The organism is Amycolatopsis sp. NPDC043887 (assembly GCF_056435665.1).
The window spans coordinates 275506-295730 of record NZ_JBWKEB010000004.1; the positions used below are offsets into that span (position 1 = coordinate 275506).

At 69.6% G+C, this 20225-nt stretch carries 11 protein-coding genes and 2 pseudogenes; 7 read left to right on the plus strand and 6 right to left on the minus strand.

The features are described 5' to 3' along the window. Positions 1–15: 15 nt before the first annotated feature. The 4 genes and pseudogenes from AC069H_RS13110 to AC069H_RS13125 all read left to right on the plus strand — a co-directional run. Positions 16–2097, plus strand: a pseudogene (locus tag AC069H_RS13110) (acyltransferase domain-containing protein); the annotation flags it as partial. A gap of 101 nt (positions 2098–2198) precedes the next feature. Continuing rightward, the gene (locus AC069H_RS13115; protein ID WP_478232394.1) at positions 2199–3344 is read left to right on the plus strand and encodes a glycosyltransferase; all 1146 of its coding nucleotides are present in this window, start codon (positions 2199–2201) and stop codon (positions 3342–3344) included. Positions 3345–3497: 153 nt separating this feature from the next. Then, positions 3498–5264 (plus strand): aa3-type cytochrome oxidase subunit I, encoded by a 1767-nt coding sequence (ctaD, locus tag AC069H_RS13120; protein WP_478232570.1) that lies wholly within the window; start codon positions 3498–3500, stop codon positions 5262–5264. A 10-nt stretch (positions 5265–5274) separates the two neighbouring features. After that, a complete protein-coding gene (locus AC069H_RS13125) occupies positions 5275–5820 on the plus strand; it encodes a bifunctional nuclease family protein (RefSeq protein WP_478232395.1) in 546 nt (181 codons plus the stop codon). Between the two features lie 60 nt (positions 5821–5880). Here AC069H_RS13125 and AC069H_RS13130 read toward each other — a convergent pair whose 3' ends face one another. From AC069H_RS13130 to AC069H_RS13150, 5 genes and pseudogenes are all read right to left on the minus strand, one after another. Beyond that, positions 5881–11370 carry an ATP-binding protein gene (locus AC069H_RS13130; protein ID WP_478232396.1) on the minus strand — a complete coding sequence of 1830 codons (5490 nt, stop codon included), beginning with the start codon at positions 11368–11370 and terminating at the stop codon, positions 5881–5883. 1001 nt (positions 11371–12371) lie between these two features. Continuing rightward, positions 12372–13566, minus strand: a pseudogene (locus tag AC069H_RS13135) (HNH endonuclease signature motif containing protein). Between the two features lie 309 nt (positions 13567–13875). Continuing rightward, positions 13876–14520 (minus strand): hypothetical protein, encoded by a 645-nt coding sequence (locus AC069H_RS13140; RefSeq protein WP_478232397.1) that lies wholly within the window; start codon positions 14518–14520, stop codon positions 13876–13878. Between the two features lie 194 nt (positions 14521–14714). Beyond that, entirely contained in the window at positions 14715–16013 is a 1299-nt protein-coding gene (locus AC069H_RS13145; RefSeq protein ID WP_478232398.1) for a GGDEF domain-containing protein, read from the minus strand. Positions 16014–16329: 316 nt separating this feature from the next. Then, positions 16330–17589 (minus strand): MFS transporter, encoded by a 1260-nt coding sequence (locus AC069H_RS13150; RefSeq protein WP_478232399.1) that lies wholly within the window; start codon positions 17587–17589, stop codon positions 16330–16332. A 118-nt stretch (positions 17590–17707) separates the two neighbouring features. Here AC069H_RS13150 and AC069H_RS13155 point away from each other — a divergent pair, with 118 nt between their 5' ends. Then, entirely contained in the window at positions 17708–17998 is a 291-nt protein-coding gene (locus tag AC069H_RS13155) for a hypothetical protein (RefSeq protein WP_478230041.1), read from the plus strand. Here AC069H_RS13155 and AC069H_RS13160 read toward each other — a convergent pair. Beyond that, a complete protein-coding gene (locus AC069H_RS13160; protein ID WP_478232400.1) occupies positions 17995–18933 on the minus strand; it encodes a GlxA family transcriptional regulator in 939 nt (312 codons plus the stop codon). The genes AC069H_RS13155 and AC069H_RS13160 overlap by 4 nt on opposite strands. Positions 18934–19025: 92 nt before the next feature. Between AC069H_RS13160 and AC069H_RS13165 the strand changes: the two genes are divergently transcribed. Together AC069H_RS13165 and AC069H_RS13170 are read left to right on the plus strand one after the other, a co-directional pair. Continuing rightward, complete coding sequence (locus tag AC069H_RS13165) at positions 19026–19445, plus strand: DUF6010 family protein (protein ID WP_478230043.1); 420 nt, start codon at positions 19026–19028, stop codon at positions 19443–19445. A 25-nt stretch (positions 19446–19470) separates the two neighbouring features. Beyond that, positions 19471–19764, plus strand: coding sequence for a putative quinol monooxygenase (locus tag AC069H_RS13170; RefSeq protein ID WP_478230044.1), 294 nt, complete (start codon positions 19471–19473; stop codon positions 19762–19764). Positions 19765–20225: the final 461 nt, after the last annotated feature.

The following is a 20225-nucleotide window of genomic DNA, read 5'->3' on the forward strand; positions in this document are numbered from 1 at the left end:
CGGGATGTCGGTGCTGTGAACGCCTTCGGCTTCGGCGGGATCAACGCCCACGTCGTCCTGGGACAGGCCGCGTCGCGGGCGGGCGTCGAGGTCTCCGAGCCCGAACGCGTCCTGCGGCTCTCCGCGCCGACCGTCGCGGAAATGGGCTGTCTGCTCGACCGCGACGACGTCCTGAGCGGTGGCGACACCGGTCGCGGCCGGGTGCGGCTCGGGCTCGTCGCCCCGACGCCCAAACGGCTGAACCTGGCCAGGAAAGTGGTCGCGAAGGGGAGACCCTGGCGGGCCCGTAACGACCTCTGGTTCGTTCCGGAACCGCTGCTCGGCGCGGGCGAGGGCAAACTCGCGTTCGTCTTCCCCGGGCTGGAGGACGAATTCGAGCCACACGCCGTGTTCCAGCTGGGCAGGCTGCTCGACAAGGCGTTACGCGGACTGCGCGTGACCCCGGACGCGCTGGCCGGGCACAGCCTGGGTGAGTGGACCGCCATGGCCGTGGCCGGGATCCATTCCGACACTGACGCCGACTCGTTCATGGAGGACTTCGATCCCGACGCGCTCAAGGTTCCGGGGCTGGCCTCCGCGGTGATCGGCGCGGCGGCGTCGTCGGTTACCGAAGTCCTCAAAGGACACTCCGACGTGGTCCTTTCCCACGACAACGCGCCGAACCAGTCGATGATCTGCGGGCAGGCGGAGGCCGTCGAGGGTTTCGTGCGCGGATTCCGCGCCGACGGCGTGATCTCCCAGGTGCTGCCGTTCCGGTCCGGCTTCCACACTCCGATGCTCGCACCGTATCTCGGCCCGATCCGCGAGGCCGCCGAGCGCCATACGCTGCACCCGGCGAAACTGCCCGTCTGGTCGGCCACGACCGGACGGCACTATCCCTCGTCGGACGCGGAGATGCGGGCACTGTTCGTGCGGCATCTGCTGGAGCCGGTGCGGTTCCGCGCTCTCGTCGAGAACATGTACGCGGCGGGATTCCGGGCGTTCGTGCAGACGGGCGCGGGACAGCTCGGCTCGCTGATCGGGAACACCTTGCACGACCGCGAACACCTCGTCGTCGCCGCGCATTGCGGGCACCGGCGCGGCCTCCCGCAGCTGCTACGGGTCGTCACGGCGTTGTGGGCCGACGGTGCCGATCCGGCGTTCGAACTCCTGCCCGGCCGAGACGGCGTGAAAAACGGCCGGGCGATCCGGCTCGACCTCGGCGGCGCGCTGGTGTCGCTCGACGAGGGTGCCTGCCGCGGCTTCCGCACCGCCGCGGCGACGAAGTCCATTTTGGAGCGAATCGGGGAACGAAACCCGCCGGCAGCCGAATTCTCCGTGTCGCCGGCCGACACCGCCGGCCTGGCGGCCGAAGTGTTCGCCGCCAGGCCGGCGCCTCGGGTGCGGCGCGATCGCCGCTTCGACAGCGATCCCGTGATCCGGGCGGTGCACCGGCGGCCAGAGCGCGCCACGCTGTCCGAAGAACGGCCCGGCGGCTGGGCGCTGGTCCGCGAGCAATGGCCGGATCCGGTGGCCCGCGACCTGATCATGCGGAACGTGCTGGCCGGTGCGGAAAGACAGGCGTACGCCGATCAGCCGCCGCGCCGGAAGCGGGCCTGGCTGCTCGGCCGCATCGCGGCGAAGGACGCCCTCCGCCGTCTCTTGTGGACAAACGGTGAAGGCGACATCTTCCCGGCAGAGATCCGGATCGGGAACGACTCCTCGGGCGCGCCGACCGTTTCGGGCGCCTACGGAAGGACACTGCCGGAGCTCACCGTCTCGATCGCCCACCGGGACGCGCTCGGCGTCGCCATCGCCCGCCGAGGACCGTGCGGTATCGACGTCGAGGCTGTCGAAGACCGCACGGACGCCGACCTCAACGAGGCGGAACGAGCACTGCTCGGTGCGCCGGAAGCCTTGTGGTCCACCAGATTCCGGGCCGCGAAGCAAGCCGTCGCGAAACGGCTCCGCACCGGCCCGCGCGCTTTCACCGTCGTCGGCGCGGACGACGGTCGGCTCACCGTCGCGGTGAGCGGTACCCGGTATCCGGTGTGGCACACCACGATCACCACACCGGCGAAGGATTACGTCGTGGCTTGGACGGAGAACGAAGAATGACCACTGAAACCGTGGCGGCCGGGCTCGCCGAGGCGAAGAACCGGCTCGGGAATGACGAGGTGATCGGCTGGATCGCCGAGAACCACGGCGCGGCGGCCTGAGTGGGCAGAGTCCTCTTCGTCACGCCGCCGCTGACCGGGCACGTGAACCCCGCGGTCGGGGTCGCGGCCGCCCTGACCGCGCGCGGGCACCAGGTCGCCTGGGCGGGGCGGCCGGAGATCATCCGGAGGCTCGCCGGCGACGGCGCCGACGTGTTCCCGTGCGCGGTCCCGCGCCGCCTGCCCGAGCGCGACGCGAGTCTCAAGGGACCGGCGGCGTTCCGGTTCCTGTGGGAGCAGTTCCTGATCCCGCTGGCCGAGGCGATGGCACCCGGCGTCCGCGCCGCGATCGGCCGGTTCCGCCCGCAGGTCGTGGTCGCCGACCAGCAGGCCATCGCGGGCGGCCTCGTCGCCGACGGGCTCGGCCTGCCGTGGATCACCTCCGCGACGACGTCCGCGGAGCTCGTCGACCGGCTGGCCGGGACGCCGAAGGTGGCGGCCTGGCTCGATGAACTCCTCGACGGTCTGCGCACGCGGATCGACGGCGGCCCCGCCGACCCGAGGATGTCCCCGCACGGTGTGCTCGCCTTCACCACCCGCGAACTGCTCGGCCCGGCCACGGTGCCGCACCAGGTCCGGCTGGTCGGGCCGTCCATCGGCGGCCGCGCGCCCACCTGCGACCTCCCCTGGGACCGGCGCGACCCGGCGGTGCCGACCGTGTTCGTCACCCTCGGGACCACGAACGCCGACGCCGCGGGCGACTTCCTCCGCGCGGCGGCACGGGGGCTCTCTCGGATCGACGGGATCCGGACCGTCATCGCCGACCCCGGCCGAGCTGTGGGGCCGATGGGGGACACGGTGCTCGTGGTGCCCCACGTGCCTCAGATGGCAGTTCTGGCCCGCGTGGACGCCGTCGTCTGCCACGGCGGGTACGACACCGTCTGCGGAAGCCTGTGGCACGGGGTGCCGCTCGTGGTCGCGCCGATCCGGGACGACCAGCCGATCGTCGCCGGACAGGTCGTCGACGCGGGCGCCGGTGTCCGGCTGCGGTTCGGCCGCGCGAAACCGGACCGGATCGCGGCCGCGGTGACCAGGGTGCTGGACGATCCGGGGTACCGGTCGGCCGCCGAAAAGGTGGGTGCCTCGTTCCGTGCGGCGGGCGGGGCCGCCGCGGCGGCGGACCATCTGGAGGCTCTGCTCAGCGGCTGATGGGGACTTTCCCCGTGTCGCGCGCGGTGAAGGGCGTTCACCTCATCAGACGCGGGCATGGTCCCCCTTCAGCCTCTTGAAAAGCACGCGTGTAGGGACTCTCCTGGAGGGGTACCAGCCTTCAGAAGGTGCGTCCTCGTGCTGGGAGTCGTCATGACCGCGGTGAAGACATCGCTCCGACCGCAGGCCGTCCGTTTCGGCGGGCGGCGCCGGGCCCCCAAAGGCAGCGTGTTCCTCAACATCGTCCGCACCACCGACCACAAGATGATCGGCGTGCTCTATCTGAGCACCTCGTTCGCGTTCTTCCTCATCGGCGGGTTCATGGCGCTGCTGATGCGCGGCGAACTGGGCAGGCCGGGGATGCAGTTCCTGTCGCAGGAGCAGTACAACCAGCTGTTCACCATGCACGGCCTGATCATGCTGCTGCTGTACGCGACACCGAACCTCTTCGCGTTCGCCAACTACATCCTGCCGCTGCAGATCGGGTCGCCGGACGTCGCCTTCCCGAGGCTGAACGCGTTCTCCTACTGGCTGTATCTCTTCGGCGGGCTGATGACGCTCAGCGCGTTCCTCACGCCGAGCGGGGCGCCCGACTTCGGGTGGACGATGTACACGCCGCTGTCCAACGCCGCGCACACCCCGGGCGTCGGCGCCGATCTGGTGATCATGGGCCTGATCGTCTCCGGGCTCGGGACGATCCTCGGCGCGGTCAACATGGTCACCACGATCCTCTGCCTGCGCGCGCCCGGGATGACGATGTGGCGGATGCCGCTGTTCACCTGGAACATCCTGTTCACCGCGATCCTGATCCTGGCGGTCTTCCCGATCCTCACCGCCGCCCTGTTCGGGCTGGAGGCCGACCGGCGGCTCGGCGCGCACGTCTTCGATCCGGCCAACGGCGGGGCGATCCTGTTCCAGCACCTGTTCTGGTTCTTCGGCCATCCCGAGGTGTACATCGTCGCGTTGCCGTATTTCGGCATCATCACCGAGATCGTTCCGGTGTTCAGCCGGAAACCGCTCTTCGGCTACAAGCTCATGGTGTTCGCGACGATCGCGATCACCGCGCTGTCTTTCGCGGTGTGGGCGCACCACATGTTCGCCACCGGCGCGGTGCTGCTGCCGTTCTTCTCCATCATGACCTTCCTCATCGCGGTGCCGACCGGGATCAAGTTCTTCAACTGGATCGGCACCATGTGGAAGGGGCAGCTCACCTTCGAATCACCGATGCTGTGGTCGATCGGGTTCATGGTGACGTTCCTGCTCGGTGGGCTGACCGGGATCATCCTGGCCGCGCCACCGCTGGACTTCCACATCCACGACACCTATTTCGTGGTCGCGCACTTCCACTACGTGCTGTTCGGCACCATCGTGTTCGCCACGTTCGCCGGGATCTACTTCTGGTTCCCCAAGATGACCGGGCGGATGCTCGACGAGCGGCTCGCGAAGCTCCATTTCTGGACCACGTTCATCGGCTTCCACGCGACGTTCCTCGTCCAGCACTGGCTCGGCAACGAAGGAATGCCGCGCCGCTACGCCGACTACCTGAGCACCGACGGTTTCACGGTGCTGCACACCATTTCCACGATCGGCGCCTTCCTGCTCGGCGCTTCGGTGCTGCCGTTCCTGTGGAACGTCGTCCGCAGTTACCGGTTCGGGGAGGTCGTCGAAGTGGACGATCCGTGGGGCCACGGGAATTCCCTGGAATGGGCGACGACCTGTCCGCCGCCCCGGCACAACTTCTTCGACCTCCCGAGGATCCGGTCCGAACGCCCGGCGTTCGAACTCCACTACCCCCACATGATCCCCAGGCTGCGCGCCGAGGGGCATACGACCCCGTTCCAGCGTCGCGACCAGGCCACCCCTTCGGAAGTGGTGGCGGACAAGGCACTGAAGGACGACACCGCCCGACCGAGGGAATGAGGTACCGCGCATGATCCCCATGGATGTCGAAGGGATGGCAGTCCTGGCTCCGGAAGCGGCACCGGTGATGTTGCTGCGGGAGCGGGAGGGCGAACGCCGCTGGCTGGCGATCACGATCGGCGGGCCCGAGGCGAGCGCGGTGGCGCTCGCGCAGGAGCGGATCCGGCTGCCGCGGCCGGGCACGATCGAACTGATCGGCCAGGTGGTCGAGTCGTTCGGGCACCGGGTCACCGGGGTCCAGGTCACCGCGCTGCGGGACGGCATCTTCTTCGCCGACCTGGTGCTCGATTCCGGTATCCGCGTTTCGGCGCGGCCGAGTGACGCGGTCGCGATCGGGTTACGCGCCGGGGTCGGGATCGAGGTGGCCGACGCGGTGCTGGAGGTCGCTTCCGTGCGGGTCGAGATCGTCGGAAGCGACCCGGACGCGGAACTGCCCGCGGTGCCGTCGGATCCGGTCGCGCAGGAACGGGCGGTCGAGGAGTTCCGGGAGGCACTGGACAAGATCGCGCCGGAGGACTTCGGGGACCTGCCGCCTGATCCGCCCTCCCGCCCGTGAGATGAAGGGGCCTTTCATAGCAAATTTTGCTATGAAAGGCCCCTTCATTGCGGTTGAGTGCTACTGCTTAGCCAGGCCCTGTTCGATCGCCTCGATGATGCGCGGCCGCATCTCGGCGGCGCTGATGATCGCGTCCACCGAACCGACCTTCACCGCACGCTCGATGCTGTGCACGCCGTCGAACTCGGCCGCGACCGCGCCCAGCTTCTCGGACCGCACCGACGACTGGAGTTCCGCCAGTTCCGCTGCCAGCGCCGCGCGTTCGGCACCGGTCGCCCCGCTGAGCTTCTCCGTCAGCGACCGCACCCGCGGGTCGGCCGCCGTCCGCGCGTTGACCTCACCCGCGAACACGACCGCCGCGGCGGGCGCGCCGCCGAGCACCGAGGCGAACGAGCCTTCCAGCGCCAGCACCGTCATGTTCGGGTTCAGCGCCTTCGAGAAGACCACGAACGCGCCGCCGTGGTAACGCGAGATCACGGTGAACACGATCGGCCCCTCGAAGTTGACGATCGCCCGGCCGATCTCCGCGCCGTACTCCAGCTGGAGCTTCCGCATCGACTCCGGCGAGCCGTCGAAGCCGGACAGGTTCGCCAGCACCACCAGCGGCCGGTTGCCGCTGGCCGCGTTGATCGCCCGCGCCGCCTTCTTCGACGACCGCGGGAACAGCGTGCCCGCGGTGTAGGTGTCCGGGCCGTCGGTGGGCGGGAAGCCGCGGCGCGGCACCGAACGTGACTCGATCCCGAGCAGGCAGACCGGCCGTCCGCCGAGGTGTACGTCCTGCACGGCCGCGGTCTCCGCGTCCGCCATGCCCGGCCAGCGCTCCAGTACCGGGTGGTCCTGGTCCGACAGCGCGCGCATCACGGTGCGGATGTCGAACGGCTTCTTGCGGTCGGGGTTGGCCTCCCGCGAGAAGATCTGGCCCACCGTGGTGAAGTCGCTGTCGACGGCCGCGTGCGGGAACGACGAGATGTCCCGGTCGATCGGGTCGTTCGTGACCGCCTTGCGGGGGCCGGACTCGCCCGGCGCCACGTAGGTGTGGTCGTAGTGCGACATCAGCACGTCACGCGCCGCGGCGAGGTTCGGCGCCCAGTACTGCGCCTGGCCGTTCGGGCCCATCACGCGGTCGTAGCCGCCGATGCCGAAGTTGTCCTCCGCCGAGACGCCACCGGAGAAGTCGAGCGACTGCTTGCCGGTCAGCACCATCGCGGAATCCGGCGTCATCACCAGGATTCCCTTGGTGTGCATGAGCATCGTCGCTTCGGCGTTCCAGTACGGCTGGGCGCCGACGTTGATCCCGGCGACGACGATGTTGATCTCGCCGCCGTTCTGGGTGAAGTGCACGATCCGCTTCAGTGCGGCCGCGACCCAGTCCATGTTCTCGGTACCGGACTCCATCGAGATCCGGGCACCGGCCGACAGCGCGTACCACTCCAGCGGGACCTGGAGCCGTTCGGCGAGGTCCAGCGCCGCGATCACCCGCGAGCACTCCGGCTCCGACAGCGCGCCGAGCGCCTTCGTCGGGTCACCGAGCAGCACGACGCGCTTGACGCCGTCGGGGTGACGTTCGGTCGGCGTGGTGACCACACCGGCGACGATCGCCGCCTTGTTGCGGCCCTTCTTCCGGTCGACCGGGACGAGGGTGTTCGTGTCGTCCATGTCGTACTCGGTGAACGAACCGAGCATCTCGGTCAGCTCGTACGGGTACACCGTGTCGCGGCGACGGGCGCGCAGGACGTTCTGGCGGTAGTCGTCGAGCGGCAGGATCGGCTGGGTGGTGGGCTCGGACAGCGACATCTGCACGCCGCCGCTGACGTCGTAGCCGATCCGCACGGCGACCTCTTTGACCTCGCCGGTCGCGCGGTCGCGCTGCCTGCCGAGGAACTGGACCTCTTCGAGACCCGCGCCCGCCGTCGACGGCTGCACACGCTGCGCGACGGTGTCCAGCTCCTCACCGGTGAGCTCGCTGGTCGGCCACACGTACAGCATGATCCGGTTGGTGTCGAAGCGTTTCTTCGGCGGAAGCTTCGCCTGCACCTCGCGGATCGCGTCGAGGCAGCCCGCCAGCGTGCCCTCGACCGCGGGCAGCGCCAGCAGCTTGCCGTCGTTGTCCCGCAACGGGGTCAGGTCACGGACCTGGGCGAGCGCGACCAGCCGCTGATCCGCCGGGTTCATCGGCGAGACGCACTTGAACAGGTAGACGTCCTCGTCGCCCGAGGGCAACCGCGTGAGGTCGAAGTTCGCCAGCCGCTGCAACTGCATCCGCTGGGCGATCAGCGGATGCAGACCGCGGATCAGCCGCTCCTCGCTGAACCCGGTCGACGACGGGCGGAAGGTGAAGTGGTGGTGCATCACCGCGCCGCCGTGCCCGGCGACCGTCGTGGTGATCCGCCGGATCCGGCTCGGCAGCGACTCGGCCGTGAGGACCTCGCGCAGCCCGGCCGCCATCGTGTCGTCGTCGGCGGACTCGTCGTCCCAGGTCAGGTAGAGGTCCGCCTCGACGTCGGTGTCAGCGGGCAGCTGCGCGGCGAGGTCGGCGACCGCCTTGACCGCGCCGGGCAGACCGGCGCGGTCGACGGCGGTGGTGACCATGTGGAACCGCTCGTTCGCGTCGGCGTAGTCACCGGTGACGAAGGTGCAGCCGCCGACGGTCACCTGCTGGACACCGGTGAGCGCGCGGTTGCCGTAGTAGCGACGGCTCAGGACTTCCAGCAGCGGGCCGTGATCGGTGCCGGGGCGGCCGATCCGCTGCCCGAGCAGGCGGACCAGCGGCTGCGCGCTGGCCAGCATGCTCGCGATCCGCTCGGCGCGGTCCGGCGAATCCGGGTTCAGGTCGAGGTGCCGCAGGTGTTTGCGGACCTCGCTGTACGCCTCGGCGCGGGTGCGGCGGAGCAGCGGCTGGGCGAACCAACGGAACACCACGCTGCGCGCCAGGTCGCCGACCACCGGGAAACGGAGCTGGGTGGCGGCGATGAGCGCCTCCAGCGCCTTGCCCGCCGGCTCCCGCATCGACTCGAACGGCTGCGGTTCGGTGAGCCACTGCCGCAGCAGCGCGGTGACGACCGCGACGTCGGACGAGGTCCGCTGCTGGGCGAGGAAGATGCGGAAGACCGCCTCTTCCAGCTCCGGCGTGCGCTCCAGGTCCTTGATGCCGTAGTGCGCGAGCACCTTCTTCAGCTTGTTCTGGAACGACTCCGAGAGCCCGGCGCGTTCGACGTCGAGGCTCTGCAGATAGGTGTGGAAGAACTCGCGGGAGCTGTGCACCCGGGTGTCCGTCTTGGCGTCCTCACGGGCCGGCTTGTTGCGCATCAGCTCGGAGAGATCGGCGAACACCGTCAGCAGCTCGACCTCGCCCTCCAGCGGGCGGTCGCCGTTGCCCTCCAGTTCGGCACGGGCGGCGAGGTACGTGCTGAGCGTGCGGCGCTCGTCGTGCGGGTCGACGTCGAAGCCGAGCAGGAGACTGCGCAGATCCTGCTGTCCCCGCGTGATCCGCTGCGCCGCCGACGTTCCGTCCGGTTCGGCGGGCAGCTCGATCTCGACACTGCCCGCGTCCTCGGCGACCTCCGCGCCTTCCTCCGCCAGCGGCTCGAGCCGCAGCAGGGGAGCGCCGGTCTCGACCTGGCTGCCGACCGAGACGACGCACTCACGCAGCTTCGCGCGGAAGGGCGCGCGAAGCACCGTCTCCATCTTCATGCTTTCCAGCACCAGCACGGGCGCGCCGGCCTCGACCTCCGCGCCGACCTCCAGCGGTGTCGCGACGACGAGCGCGGGCGCGGGCGAGCGGACGACGCCGCCCTCGTCCCGGCTGACGCGGTGGGTGACGCCGTCGACCTCGACCAGGTGGATCGGCCCGTGCGTGCCGGTGACCAGGCGGAACCGGGTGCCGTTGACGGTGATCTGGCCGGTGTGCTCGTCGAACCGGTCGACCTCGACGTCGGCGGGGTGGATGTCGCCGCCGCCCGCCGAGACACCGACGCGGAACCGGCGGTGGCCGATCCGGGCGACGCTGACGCGGTACGCGGCGCCGCGCAGTTTGAGGTCGAGCGGACGGCCGCTCTCGTGCTGGACCTGCGGGCGGCCACCGTGCGCGGTGGAGAGAAGCCGTTGGCGCTCAACGGCTTCCTCGTCCTCGTATGCCTCGATCGCGGCGGCCGCGAGCGCGATCGCCGAGTGGCGGTGGGTGACGAGCTTGCCTTCGCCGCGGACGCGGTCGATCCAGCCGGTGTCGGCGCTGCCGTCGATCACCTCGGGCTGGTCGAGCAGGTCGAGGACGAAGCTCTTGTTGGTCGCGCCGCCCTCGATGATGACCGTGGTCTGGGCCATCGCGCGGCGCAGACGGCCGAGCGCCTCGTCACGGTCGCGGCCGTAGGCGATGATCTTCGCGATCATCGAGTCGAAGTCGGCCGGGATCGTGTCGCCTTCGCTGACCCCGGTGTCGACGCGGATACCGGGGCCGGCGGGCAGGTCCAGGCGCGCGATGCGGCCGGGCGACGGTGCGAAGTCGCGGTCCGGGTCCTCGGCGTTGAGCCGCGCCTCGACGGCGTGACCGAACTCGGCGGGCTGGACGCCTTCGAGCTTGCCGCCGGAAGCGACGTGCAGCTGGGCCTTCACCAGGTCCATGCCGGTGGTCAGCTCGGTGATCGGGTGCTCGACCTGCAGGCGGGTGTTGACCTCGAGGAAGGCGAACAGCTTGTCGCCGGGGTGGTAAAGGAACTCGACCGTTCCGGCGCCGCGGTAGCCGACCGCGAGCGCGAGCCGCTCGGCGGACCGCTTGAGCTCGTCGGCCTGCTCGGGGGCCAGCACCGGGGAGGCGGACTCCTCGATGATCTTCTGGTTGCGGCGCTGCACCGAACAGTCGCGGACGCCGAGCGCCCACGCGGTGCCCTGGCCGTCGGCGATGACCTGGACCTCGACGTGCCGGGCGCCGGTGACCAGGCGCTCCAGGAAGACGACGCCGCTGCCGAAGGCTCGCTCGGCCTCCAGGCTGGTGCGCTCGTAGGCGTCCTTGAGCTCGTCGGCGGAGGTGATGACGCGGATACCGCGGCCGCCGCCGCCCGCGGTCGCCTTGAGCATCAGCGGGTAGCCGATCTCGTCGGCGGCCTTGATGGCGGCGTCGAGATCCGCGACGGCGCCGCGGCTCCACGGAGCGACCGGGACGCCGACCTCTTCGGCGATCAGCTTCGCGCCGATCTTGTCGCCGAGCTTGCGCATGGCGTCCGCGCTCGGCCCGATGAAGGTGACGCCCAGCCGCTCACACAGCTCGGCGAAGGCCGGATCCTCGGCCACGAAACCCCAGCCGACCCAGGCCGCGTCGGCCCCGGTCTCGGTCAGCGCCCGCTCCAGCACGGCGAAATCCAGATACGGACGCGCCGACGCGGGGCCGAGGTTGTAACTGATGTCGGCTTCCCGCACGAACGTCGCCGACCGGTCCGCGTCCGTGAAGAGCGCGACGGTCTCGATCCGCCGTCCGGTCTCCGCCGAAAGCTCGCGGACGGCGTGGATGAGCCGCATCGCGGCTTCTCCGCGGTTGACGATGGCGACACGACTGAACACCGACTGAGCCTCCCAAGTACGCGACACAACAGCTGACGTCCCGCCGGATCACGCGCGGGACAGTCTCCTGTACCTGTCTAACAGCCTGCCTCTTACCGGCCGGTACGAGAATGTCGCCGGTGGCGCATGCCGAGGGCCGGGTGTTGTAGGAACCCGCCAAAAAGTGTCCTGGAACACCTAGTCGAGAGGCCTGATGACGTGACGAAGTGGACAACTGGGGGTTCGGCTTGGTAGCCGGGTTCGCGAGGTGTCATCCGGTGTTCACGCCGGTTTCATCGAGGTGGCTCGGGGCTTGTTCTGTCCGGTGTGGTGAGGGTGGCCGTTTTCGGCGACGGGTGGGGCTGGGGTGCGCGGCAGTTGGTCGCTCCGAGTCGCTCTGGGGCTGCCGGTGAGGCTGCCATAGGTGGTGATCCCTGAGTCGGGAGCACGCGCTGGACGGCTCGCCGGCGGGGGCGAGCTATGGTGCGGCCTCGATCGAGTCGTGGCCGTATTTCGGCTACGGCAGTACGGGATGGCGGCGGTTGTCTCGGCGGGCCTAAGTCCGAAGGTTCTCGGACAAGGTGGAAAGCGGTGGTCGGGTCCGCGACACCGCGGTGCTTGGGCGGTGGTCGGTTTTCGGCGACGGCCGGGGCCGGCATCGGGGCGGCTGCAGAGGCATTGCGTCGTTGTGAGTCGCTGTCGTCTGGGGACGTCGTGGTCGGTTTTCGGCGATGTTGCGAGCGGTGGTGATTTCTGCGTCGGAATCGTGTGGGGCGGTTCGTCGACAGGGGCGAGTTGTGGTGGCAGCTTTCGAGCGAGCGGTGGCCGTATTTCGGCGACGTAGCCGGCGGTGGTGTTCCTCCGAGTCGCGACGTCGGGGCACCCGGGCCGTGGTCGGTTTTCGGCGACGCTGACAGCGGTGGTGATTCCTGAGCCGGGAGCCGTGTCGGGCCGGCTCGCCGGTGGCGGCGAGTTGTGACGGCAGCTCTCGATCTAGCCATAGCCGTTTTTCGGCGATGGCCTCAGAACGGTGGTTTCTCCGTGCGGGGCTCGTGTGGTGGTGGTGTGCTGTCGTAGCTGTGTCCGGTGGGTGTGGTGATGGTGAGGGTGCCGTCCGAACCCAGTCGATAGATCCAGCCGGGTTCGTCTTCGAGGCGGTGGTCGCGGCGGCACAGGTCGATCAGTTCGGTGTCGGCGGTGTGGCCGCCGTGTTGCCAGGGCAGGGAGTGGTCGAGGTCGCAGGCTTGGGCGGGGCGGTGGCAGCCGGGTCTTCGGCATTCCCGGTCCCGTACCCGTACGAACTCACCCAGGCCCGCGGTGGGCCGGTACCGGTCGCGGCCGAGGTCGAGGACTTGTCCGGAGAGCGGGTCGGTGATGATCCGCCGCAGGACCGTGTCCGGCCCGGACGCGATCTGCCGCGCCAACGACGCCGGGATGTGGCCGTGCCCGGCCATTCGGCGGGATCCTCGTTGATCGCGAGGTAGGTGTTGAGGTCCAGGTAGAGGAACACCTCGCACCGTTCACTCTTGCCGCCTTGGCCACCCAACAGCAGATCGAGGGCCACGTCGGCGCGGAGCTGATCCAGGGTGCGGGTCTCCCCGCCGGCCTTGAGTGCCGTGCCTCGCGATCGATCCGGGTGTAGGCGGCGGCGACCTTCTCCACCGGGCCGTCGTCGACCTCGATCGAGGCGACCCCGGTCTCGCCCTGCCGGATCGACAACCGACGCCCACCACGATGCCGCTCCGCGCGTCGGGCGGCGCCGTCACGGTCGGCCAGCATCGCCGCGTGATTCGCTGATTTCCGGATCTGGTCCGAATTCCGGCCCGGCAGCCGGTCCTCCAGGGCCGCGTCCACCGCACGGGCGTCCGACAGCCACGCGGTCGCGGTCGCGACCTTCACCGCCCCATAACCACCCACCTGTCCCCGGTCCAGTAGTCCGAGTGTGCGGGGCAGGCGGGTGGTCAACGCCGCCGCTGTGGACACGAGACCGGCCGCATGTCCGTCCACAACGGACAGGGCGAATGTGACCTCCTGCACCACGCTCGACGCCCCGTCGCTGTGCCGGTTCAGCTGCGCGAGCGCGCGGAACCGGCCCGCTTCCAATCGTGCGATCCCGTCCGACGCCGCGACGGCAGCGTCCTTGGCCTCCAATGAATCCAGTGCGGCGTTGACCTCCCGCAGCAGATCAGAGGAGGTGATTTCCTTGAGTAGCGCCACAGCGGCGTTGCGTGTATCCACACACAGAACGTACAGCCGACCACCGACAGTTTCCGGCTCCAAGGAGGTTTCCGTTACACGACAACGCTATTCTCCAGTCGTCGGTTCCGGCAACGGCCCGATCAGCAGTAATGCCGCAACTCGCCCCACAGCGAAGACCAAGGCCGGGAAGTCCCCGCACAAAAGGAAATTCGCACTCCCTGCTCCTCGTTCTCCACTCCGAGCCCGTTGTCGTGCACGGCCGCCTCGCGGCATCCGATGAACCACGCCTGAAGGTACGGCCCCACGGCGACCACCGGGCCGACAGCGTCAGCGGGTGGAGGGCCCCAGTCCGCATAGGACATATGCCCCGAGTGCACCGCGGGAAGCCCGTAGCGACACGGCCGCGCCCATGAAAGCGAGGCCGACGGCGAGAGCGCGGCGCCAAGCACGGTCGAGCCCGCGCAGACAGGGTTCGGCGCCGGCGGCCGCGAGCAGCAACAGGAAGGGCGCCGAGTAGTACGGTTTTCCGCCCAGCACCAGTGAGCGGGCCCAGCGCAGCTCAGGATCGCGCCACAGCCTGAGTCCGCCGGCGATCCAGACCGGCACGACCACGGGGGAGAGATAGAGCAACTGCATCGGCACGAACAGGATCCGGTTCTCCGCGCCGTCGTCCTCGCTGATGCCGGAAGCCACGGTCAGCAAAGTGAAATCGTGCGCAGCCTGCCAGATCAGTGCCGGTGCGGCCACCGCGAGCGCGAGCAGGATCCCAGCGGGGAGCCAGCCGGTGCGGAACAGACGCAGAACCGCCAGGCTCAGCACGCTCCTGACCAGCATGTGCCCGTCCACCACGACGAACGCCGCCGGCGCGATCATCGCGGCGGTGAGGACCATTGCGCCGCGACCCCCGCCGAACTCGCGGGCGACCAGGGCGAGCAGGATCACCGTCGCGGCGGCGCACAACGTCGCGACCACGCGCAGGCCGGCGGAGTGGCGCCGAAGACGTCGGTGGAGATCCTCGCGAGCAAGGGCGTCAGCGGCGGCTGATCGACATAACCCCAGTCGAGCCGTTCCCCCGCGGCGAGGTCAGCACCAGGATCTGGATCGCGATCACCAGACCGACCGGACCCCGAGCGAATCGCTCCATCGCGCCTCCCCGGACGAGGAGACTACTGCGCGGGCGGAGCCAATTCGACCCTGTTGCGGCCGCCTTGTTTCGCTCGGTAGAGCGCCATGTCGGTGGCGACGAGCAGGTCGTCGACGCTGGTGATGTTGGCCGCCGGATACAGCGCCCCGCCGATCGACACCGTCAGATCGGTCAGTACAGTGTCGCGATCGGGCAGCGCGACCGACACCACCGCCACCTGGTGCCGGATCCGTTCGGCCACGTGGAGCAGCGTCTCCTCGCCGTGGATGTCCGGGATGACGATCGCGAACTCCTCGCCGCCCCACCGCCCGCAGACGTCCTGTTCGCGGATCTCGGCGCGCAGCGCGTCGCCGACGGCGCGCAGGACGAGGTCGCCGTTGGGATGGCCGTAGGTGTCGTTGATCGTCTTGAAATTGTCGAGGTCGAGGAACAGCACGCCGAGTTTGCGTCCGGCACGCGTCCGGCCCAGCTGCTCTTCGGCCAGTTGACGCCAGCGGCGTTTCGTGACGAGACCGGTGGTGGCGTCGGTGTGCGCGTCGCGCCGGTACTGCGTCAGCAGGAGCCCGCGGTGCAGTGCGACCAGCGCGATGACGACCCCGACCAGCACGAGCGGGCTGGCCTGCACGAGGACGACGGCCGTCACGAGACCGAGGCCGAGCGCGCCCGCCTCGAGGATCTGGTCGCCGAACCCGGAGAACAGTTCGCTGATCGACTTCGGCGGCGACGAGAGCGCGATCGCGATCATCACCAGCGCGGTGTTGATCGCCCACCGCAAGGCCGCGGCCACGATGATGACGGCGAGGTCGCCCAGTCCGGCGAGCAGCCCGGAATCGGGCGCACCGGGGTAGTGGCGCATGCCGAGGCTGAGGACGACGACGGCGGCTTGCGTGCCACAGAGGACCGTCGCGGCGGAGAAGATCCACCGATGGGGGAGAACCGGCCGTTGACGTGGCCAGATCCGCAGCCATGCGATGGTGTAGGTCACCACGACCATCGCGGCGGCGAGCACCGGCGGCAGCGCGATGACGGCGGCGACGCTCCACACCGCCTTGGTGTCGACGTAGGCGACCGACGGTGCTCTGTCGTACTCCCGTTGGCGTTCGATCTGCCGGGTGCCCTCGATCGCGATGGCCGCGCACAGGGTCAAGACGCCGAACCGGACCAGGTCGGTACCGGTCACCGGGATCAGCCAAGCCGTGGCGGCGGTCGAGAGTATTGCGATGAGATTCACGACCAGGACGTAGGACCGCACAGGTCGCGGCAGGCTCCACAGGTGCCAGGCCCTGAGCCGCCGCCGCGCGCCGCCGAGTCGTCCGTCCACGCACCCTCTTCCGTCGGTGATCTACACCGTAATCGAACCGGGACGGCGACGACCCTCGTTGTCCGGACGATAAGACCGGCGGCGCCGAATTCCCCCGGACAGCCCAACCGAAACGAGGGAGGTGTACCGATGCAGGACAACAACTGGTGAGCGTTTGGCCGGATAGATCGCTATTTCGAGGGAGGTGAACGACATGCGGGACAACAACTGGACGTGAGTGATCTCGCCCACGAGCGCGCGGCTTCGCGAAGGGAGGTGAGCGTAGTGCGTGACAACAACTGGACGACCCGTCGTGACAACAACTGGACGTGATGTGTCAGGAACCGTGCTCGCCAACGGGTGTCGTCCCGCCGACCGGCCCCACGGGATCTTCGGATTCCGCCAGGCCGCGGCGGGACGACACCGCCCGTGACCAGCCCACCCCGGCGACAGCGGCGACCACCACACCCGCGGCCGCCGCGACGGTGACCACGGTGGTCGGCGCGACGACCTGGGCCAGCAGCCCGGCCGCCGCGATCCCCGCCGCCTGAGCCGTCCGCAACGCCGCGATCGCGACCCCGATCACCTGACCGCGATGGGCAGGCGGCGCGGCCAGGCTGTACTGCGTCTGCGTGATCATGTCGTGCGCGGAGAACACACCCGAGATCGTCCACAGCACGACGATGGTGACCAGGCCCGGCGCCCAGCCGGTCGGGATCAGCACCAGGCTGCTCGCCACCGCCAACGCGCCCAGCACCCGGAGCTGCCGTTCGCGTGGGACGCGGCTCAGCAGGATGCCGCCGAGCACCGAACCGACCGGGTTCGCGGCCAGCAACCACGGCAACGCGCCCGCGCCGCCCAGTTCGGCGGCGACCGGGACGGCGAGGCCCTCGGGCACGACGTAGAAACCGCAGCAGCAGGCGATGAGCAGCAGCCAGCGCAGCTTGCGGTCGCGTGCCACCAGACGGCAGCCCTCGATCAGGGACGGGCGTTCGTGGTGGGCGGGTGCCGAGGGTGGGAATCGTTCGAGCCCGAAGCGGAGCATGAGCGCCGACAGCGCGAACGTTCCCGCGTCGATCAGCAGCGCACCCGGCACGCCGAGGCCGGTGACGACGGCGGCCCCCGCGCCGAAGCCCACCACGAGCCCGGCCTGGTACGTGGACGAGATGACGGCCTGGCCGACGACCAGCCGGTCCGGATCGAGCAGATCCGGCAGCATCGCCTGCCGGGCCGCGTGAAACGGCCCGGCCATGAGCTGCACGAGGAACAACAGCGCGGCCGCGACGGGCAACGGGAGCCCGGGCACCGCCATCAGCGCGATCAGGACGGCGCGGCCGACGTCGGTCACCACCATCACGGTGCGTCGTGAGAACCGGTCCGCGATGCCGCCCAGTGCGCCACCGAGGAGGTCGGGCACGAAGGTCAGCGCGTACGCCGCCGAGGCCCACCCGGCCGACGACGTCCGGTCGAACACCAGCACCGTGAGCGCGACCCTGGCCAGCTGGTCGCCGGCGACCGAGAGCAGATGCGCGAGCCAGATCCGGCGGAATCCGGCGACCGCGAAGACACTGCGGAACGACGCCGCTCGGGCTGGCATGCGCTTCAGGCTGTCGTGAATCGGCCACCCGGCGCAACCCTCGAGAAAAATCCGTCCGCCGTGTCGAACCGGCGCGTGCCCGTTCGACGTGTGAGTAAGAGAAGGAACGGAGAATCCGATGTCGCATTCACTGGGCCCGCTGGCGAACAACCTCGCCGCCTACGCCATCTACTCGACCGCGCAGACCGAGATGCGTCACGCCTGCAAGCTGATCGACGCGGGCGACTACCTCGGCGCCGCCGCCGAGATCGATTCCGCCGCACGCGCCGCCGAAGTGCTCGCCCGCGCCACCTCCGATCTGGACGCCGAGCGCTCGGAACGCTGGCTCAGAGTCGTCGCCGCCCGGAAGCGATTCGCGGAACAGGCCCGGGCGCGGGCCTCGGACACCGCTCTGGCCCGCGCCGCTTAACGGAAAGCGCGTCGATAGGTGCCGGGGCTGACGCCCGTCGTGCGTTTGAACCGGTCGCGGAACGCTGTGGGCGAACCGAAACCGACTTCGGTGCCGATCCGTTCGACGGCGTACTGAGTGGTCTCCAGCAGATGCTGCGCCTGCCGGACTCTCGCCCGGTGCAGCCACTGCAGTGGTGTCGTCCCGGTCTGCTCGCGGAAGTGGCGGATCAGCGTGCGCGTGCTCATCCCGGCGCGTGCGGCGATGTCGGCCAAGGTGAGTTCGCGCGCGAGATTCTCCTGCATCCAGAGGAGGGTGGGTTCCAAGGCCGCGCCGCGGGGAGCGGGCGGATGCCGCAACGCGATGAACTGCGCCTGGCCGCCCTCACGTTCCAGCGCCATGACCGAAAGGCGGGCCGCGTCGGCGGCGATCGCGGAGCCGTGGTCCCGCCGGATCAGGTGCAGGCACAGATCCAGGCCGGCGGCGGCGCCCGCGGACGTCAGGATCTGCCCGTTGTCGACATAGAGTACGTCCGGGTCGACCTCGATTTCGGGGTACGCCGCGGCCAGCGCTTCGGCGGCGACCCAGTGCGTGGTGGCGCGGAGGCCGTCGAGCAGGCCCGCGGCGGCGAGAACGAAGGTGCCGGAACAGATCGAGGCCATCCGCGTGCCTCTCGCGGCGGCCGACGTGAGCGCGTCGCGGACGGTTTCCGGCAACGGTCCGGTCGGATCCGCGGTGCCGGGGACGATGATCGTGCCGGCCTCGCGCAGCGCCTCGAGTCCCCACGGCGCGCGCAGGGTGAAGTGCCCGGCGTCGACGTCCGGGTGTTCGGCGCAGACGAGCAGCCGGTAACCGGCGCTGCCGTCGGCGAGCCGGGTCCGGGTGAAGACCTCGATCGGCGTCGAGAGGTCGAACGGGATCACCTTGTCCAGGGCGAGGACCGCGACGGTGTGCATGACCGCACCGTATCCACCCGATGGCGAGATCCCGTTGGAAGGCGTCGTTCACGCCACTGGGAGTGGCCCCCGGCCGGTTCTAGCGTCGAGCCATGATGATCATCGCGCCGATTCTCGTCGGCCTCGTCTACGTCGTGCTGATGTCGCTGATCCACGAACCGCACCGCCGCCGCTTCAACGCGGTCATGGTGGCGGGGGCGGGCGCCGCCTATCTGAGCGGTGGCGGCCTCGGGATCTGGGAGTTCGCGTTCACCGCGCTCGTGACCTATGTGGCTTACCTCGGCCTCGAATCCTGGACGTTCATCGGTATCGCCTGGCTGCTGCACACCGGCTGGGACGTCGTCCACCACCTCAAGGGTGCCCCGATCATCCCGTTCGCCGAGCATTCGTCGTTCGGCTGCGCGATCTGCGACCCGGTGATCGCGATCTGGTGTTTCGCCGGCGGACGATCGGTGACGGATTTCGTCCGCGCCCGTGTCGGTTCCCGGCGTCCGCGTTCGTCGGTGGGGTGAACCGACCGGACGAAGGGATGTGGAGATGACCGTGATCGTGGCGGGCAAGGTGTACGTCGATCCGGAGGAGAGGGACCGGTACGTGGCCGGGCACCAGGTGATCGTCGAGAAGGCGCGGGCCCACCCCGGGTGTCTCGACGTGGTGATCGCGGCGGACACGCTCGAGCCGGGCCGGGTGAACATCTTCGAGTACTGGGAGTCGGAGGAGGTGCTGAACGCCTGGCGCGCGATCTCGCCGAGGCCGACGTACTCCGCCGAGATCCGGGACGGAGAGGTCTTCAAGCACCGGGTTTCCTGTTCTGGGCCGCCGTTCGACTGAGCGTTTCCGCTTCCTTGGCCCAACCCCACGCGGTGAAGATCGGGGCCAGGAGACCGATCAGCGCCCGCGGCGAGTGTGCGAGTTGTTTCGCCGACGGAAACAGGAACGGCGCGGTAGGCGTGCGCGCCAGCGAGGAACGGGGGGATACACCACGCGAATATTGCGACGCCTATCGCGATGCCGGCGGGAGCGGTGACCTCCCAGCCGCCCCTTGTATTGGGCTGGAGCTGGAAGGACGAGAGGTAGATCTCGCCGATGTCCAAGAAACCCGGCGAGGTGAACGCGAGCGCGGTACCGGCAAGACCGACGATGACGATCAGGGCCCAAACCGTGAGCACCGCCTTGACCTGCCACGGCGTCGCCCGGCGATCGCGTTCGCCGTGCTCGGCCGATCCGGCGTCCGGGACATCGGTGACGGACGCCGGATCGCGCGCGGATCTCAAGGCGTTCTGGATCGCCGA

Coding starts and splice junctions, on each gene's coding strand:
- ctaD (WP_478232570.1), top strand. CDS start 3,498: ATGACCGCGGTGAAGACATCGCTCCGACCGCAGGCCGTCCGTTTCGGC.
- AC069H_RS13125 (WP_478232395.1), top strand. CDS start 5,275: ATGATCCCCATGGATGTCGAAGGGATGGCAGTCCTGGCTCCGGAAGCG.
- AC069H_RS13150 (WP_478232399.1), bottom strand. CDS start 17,589: ATGCCAGCCCGAGCGGCGTCGTTCCGCAGTGTCTTCGCGGTCGCCGGA.
- AC069H_RS13155 (WP_478230041.1), top strand. CDS start 17,708: ATGTCGCATTCACTGGGCCCGCTGGCGAACAACCTCGCCGCCTACGCC.
- AC069H_RS13160 (WP_478232400.1), bottom strand. CDS start 18,933: ATGCACACCGTCGCGGTCCTCGCCCTGGACAAGGTGATCCCGTTCGAC.
- AC069H_RS13165 (WP_478230043.1), top strand. CDS start 19,026: ATGATGATCATCGCGCCGATTCTCGTCGGCCTCGTCTACGTCGTGCTG.
- AC069H_RS13170 (WP_478230044.1), top strand. CDS start 19,471: ATGACCGTGATCGTGGCGGGCAAGGTGTACGTCGATCCGGAGGAGAGG.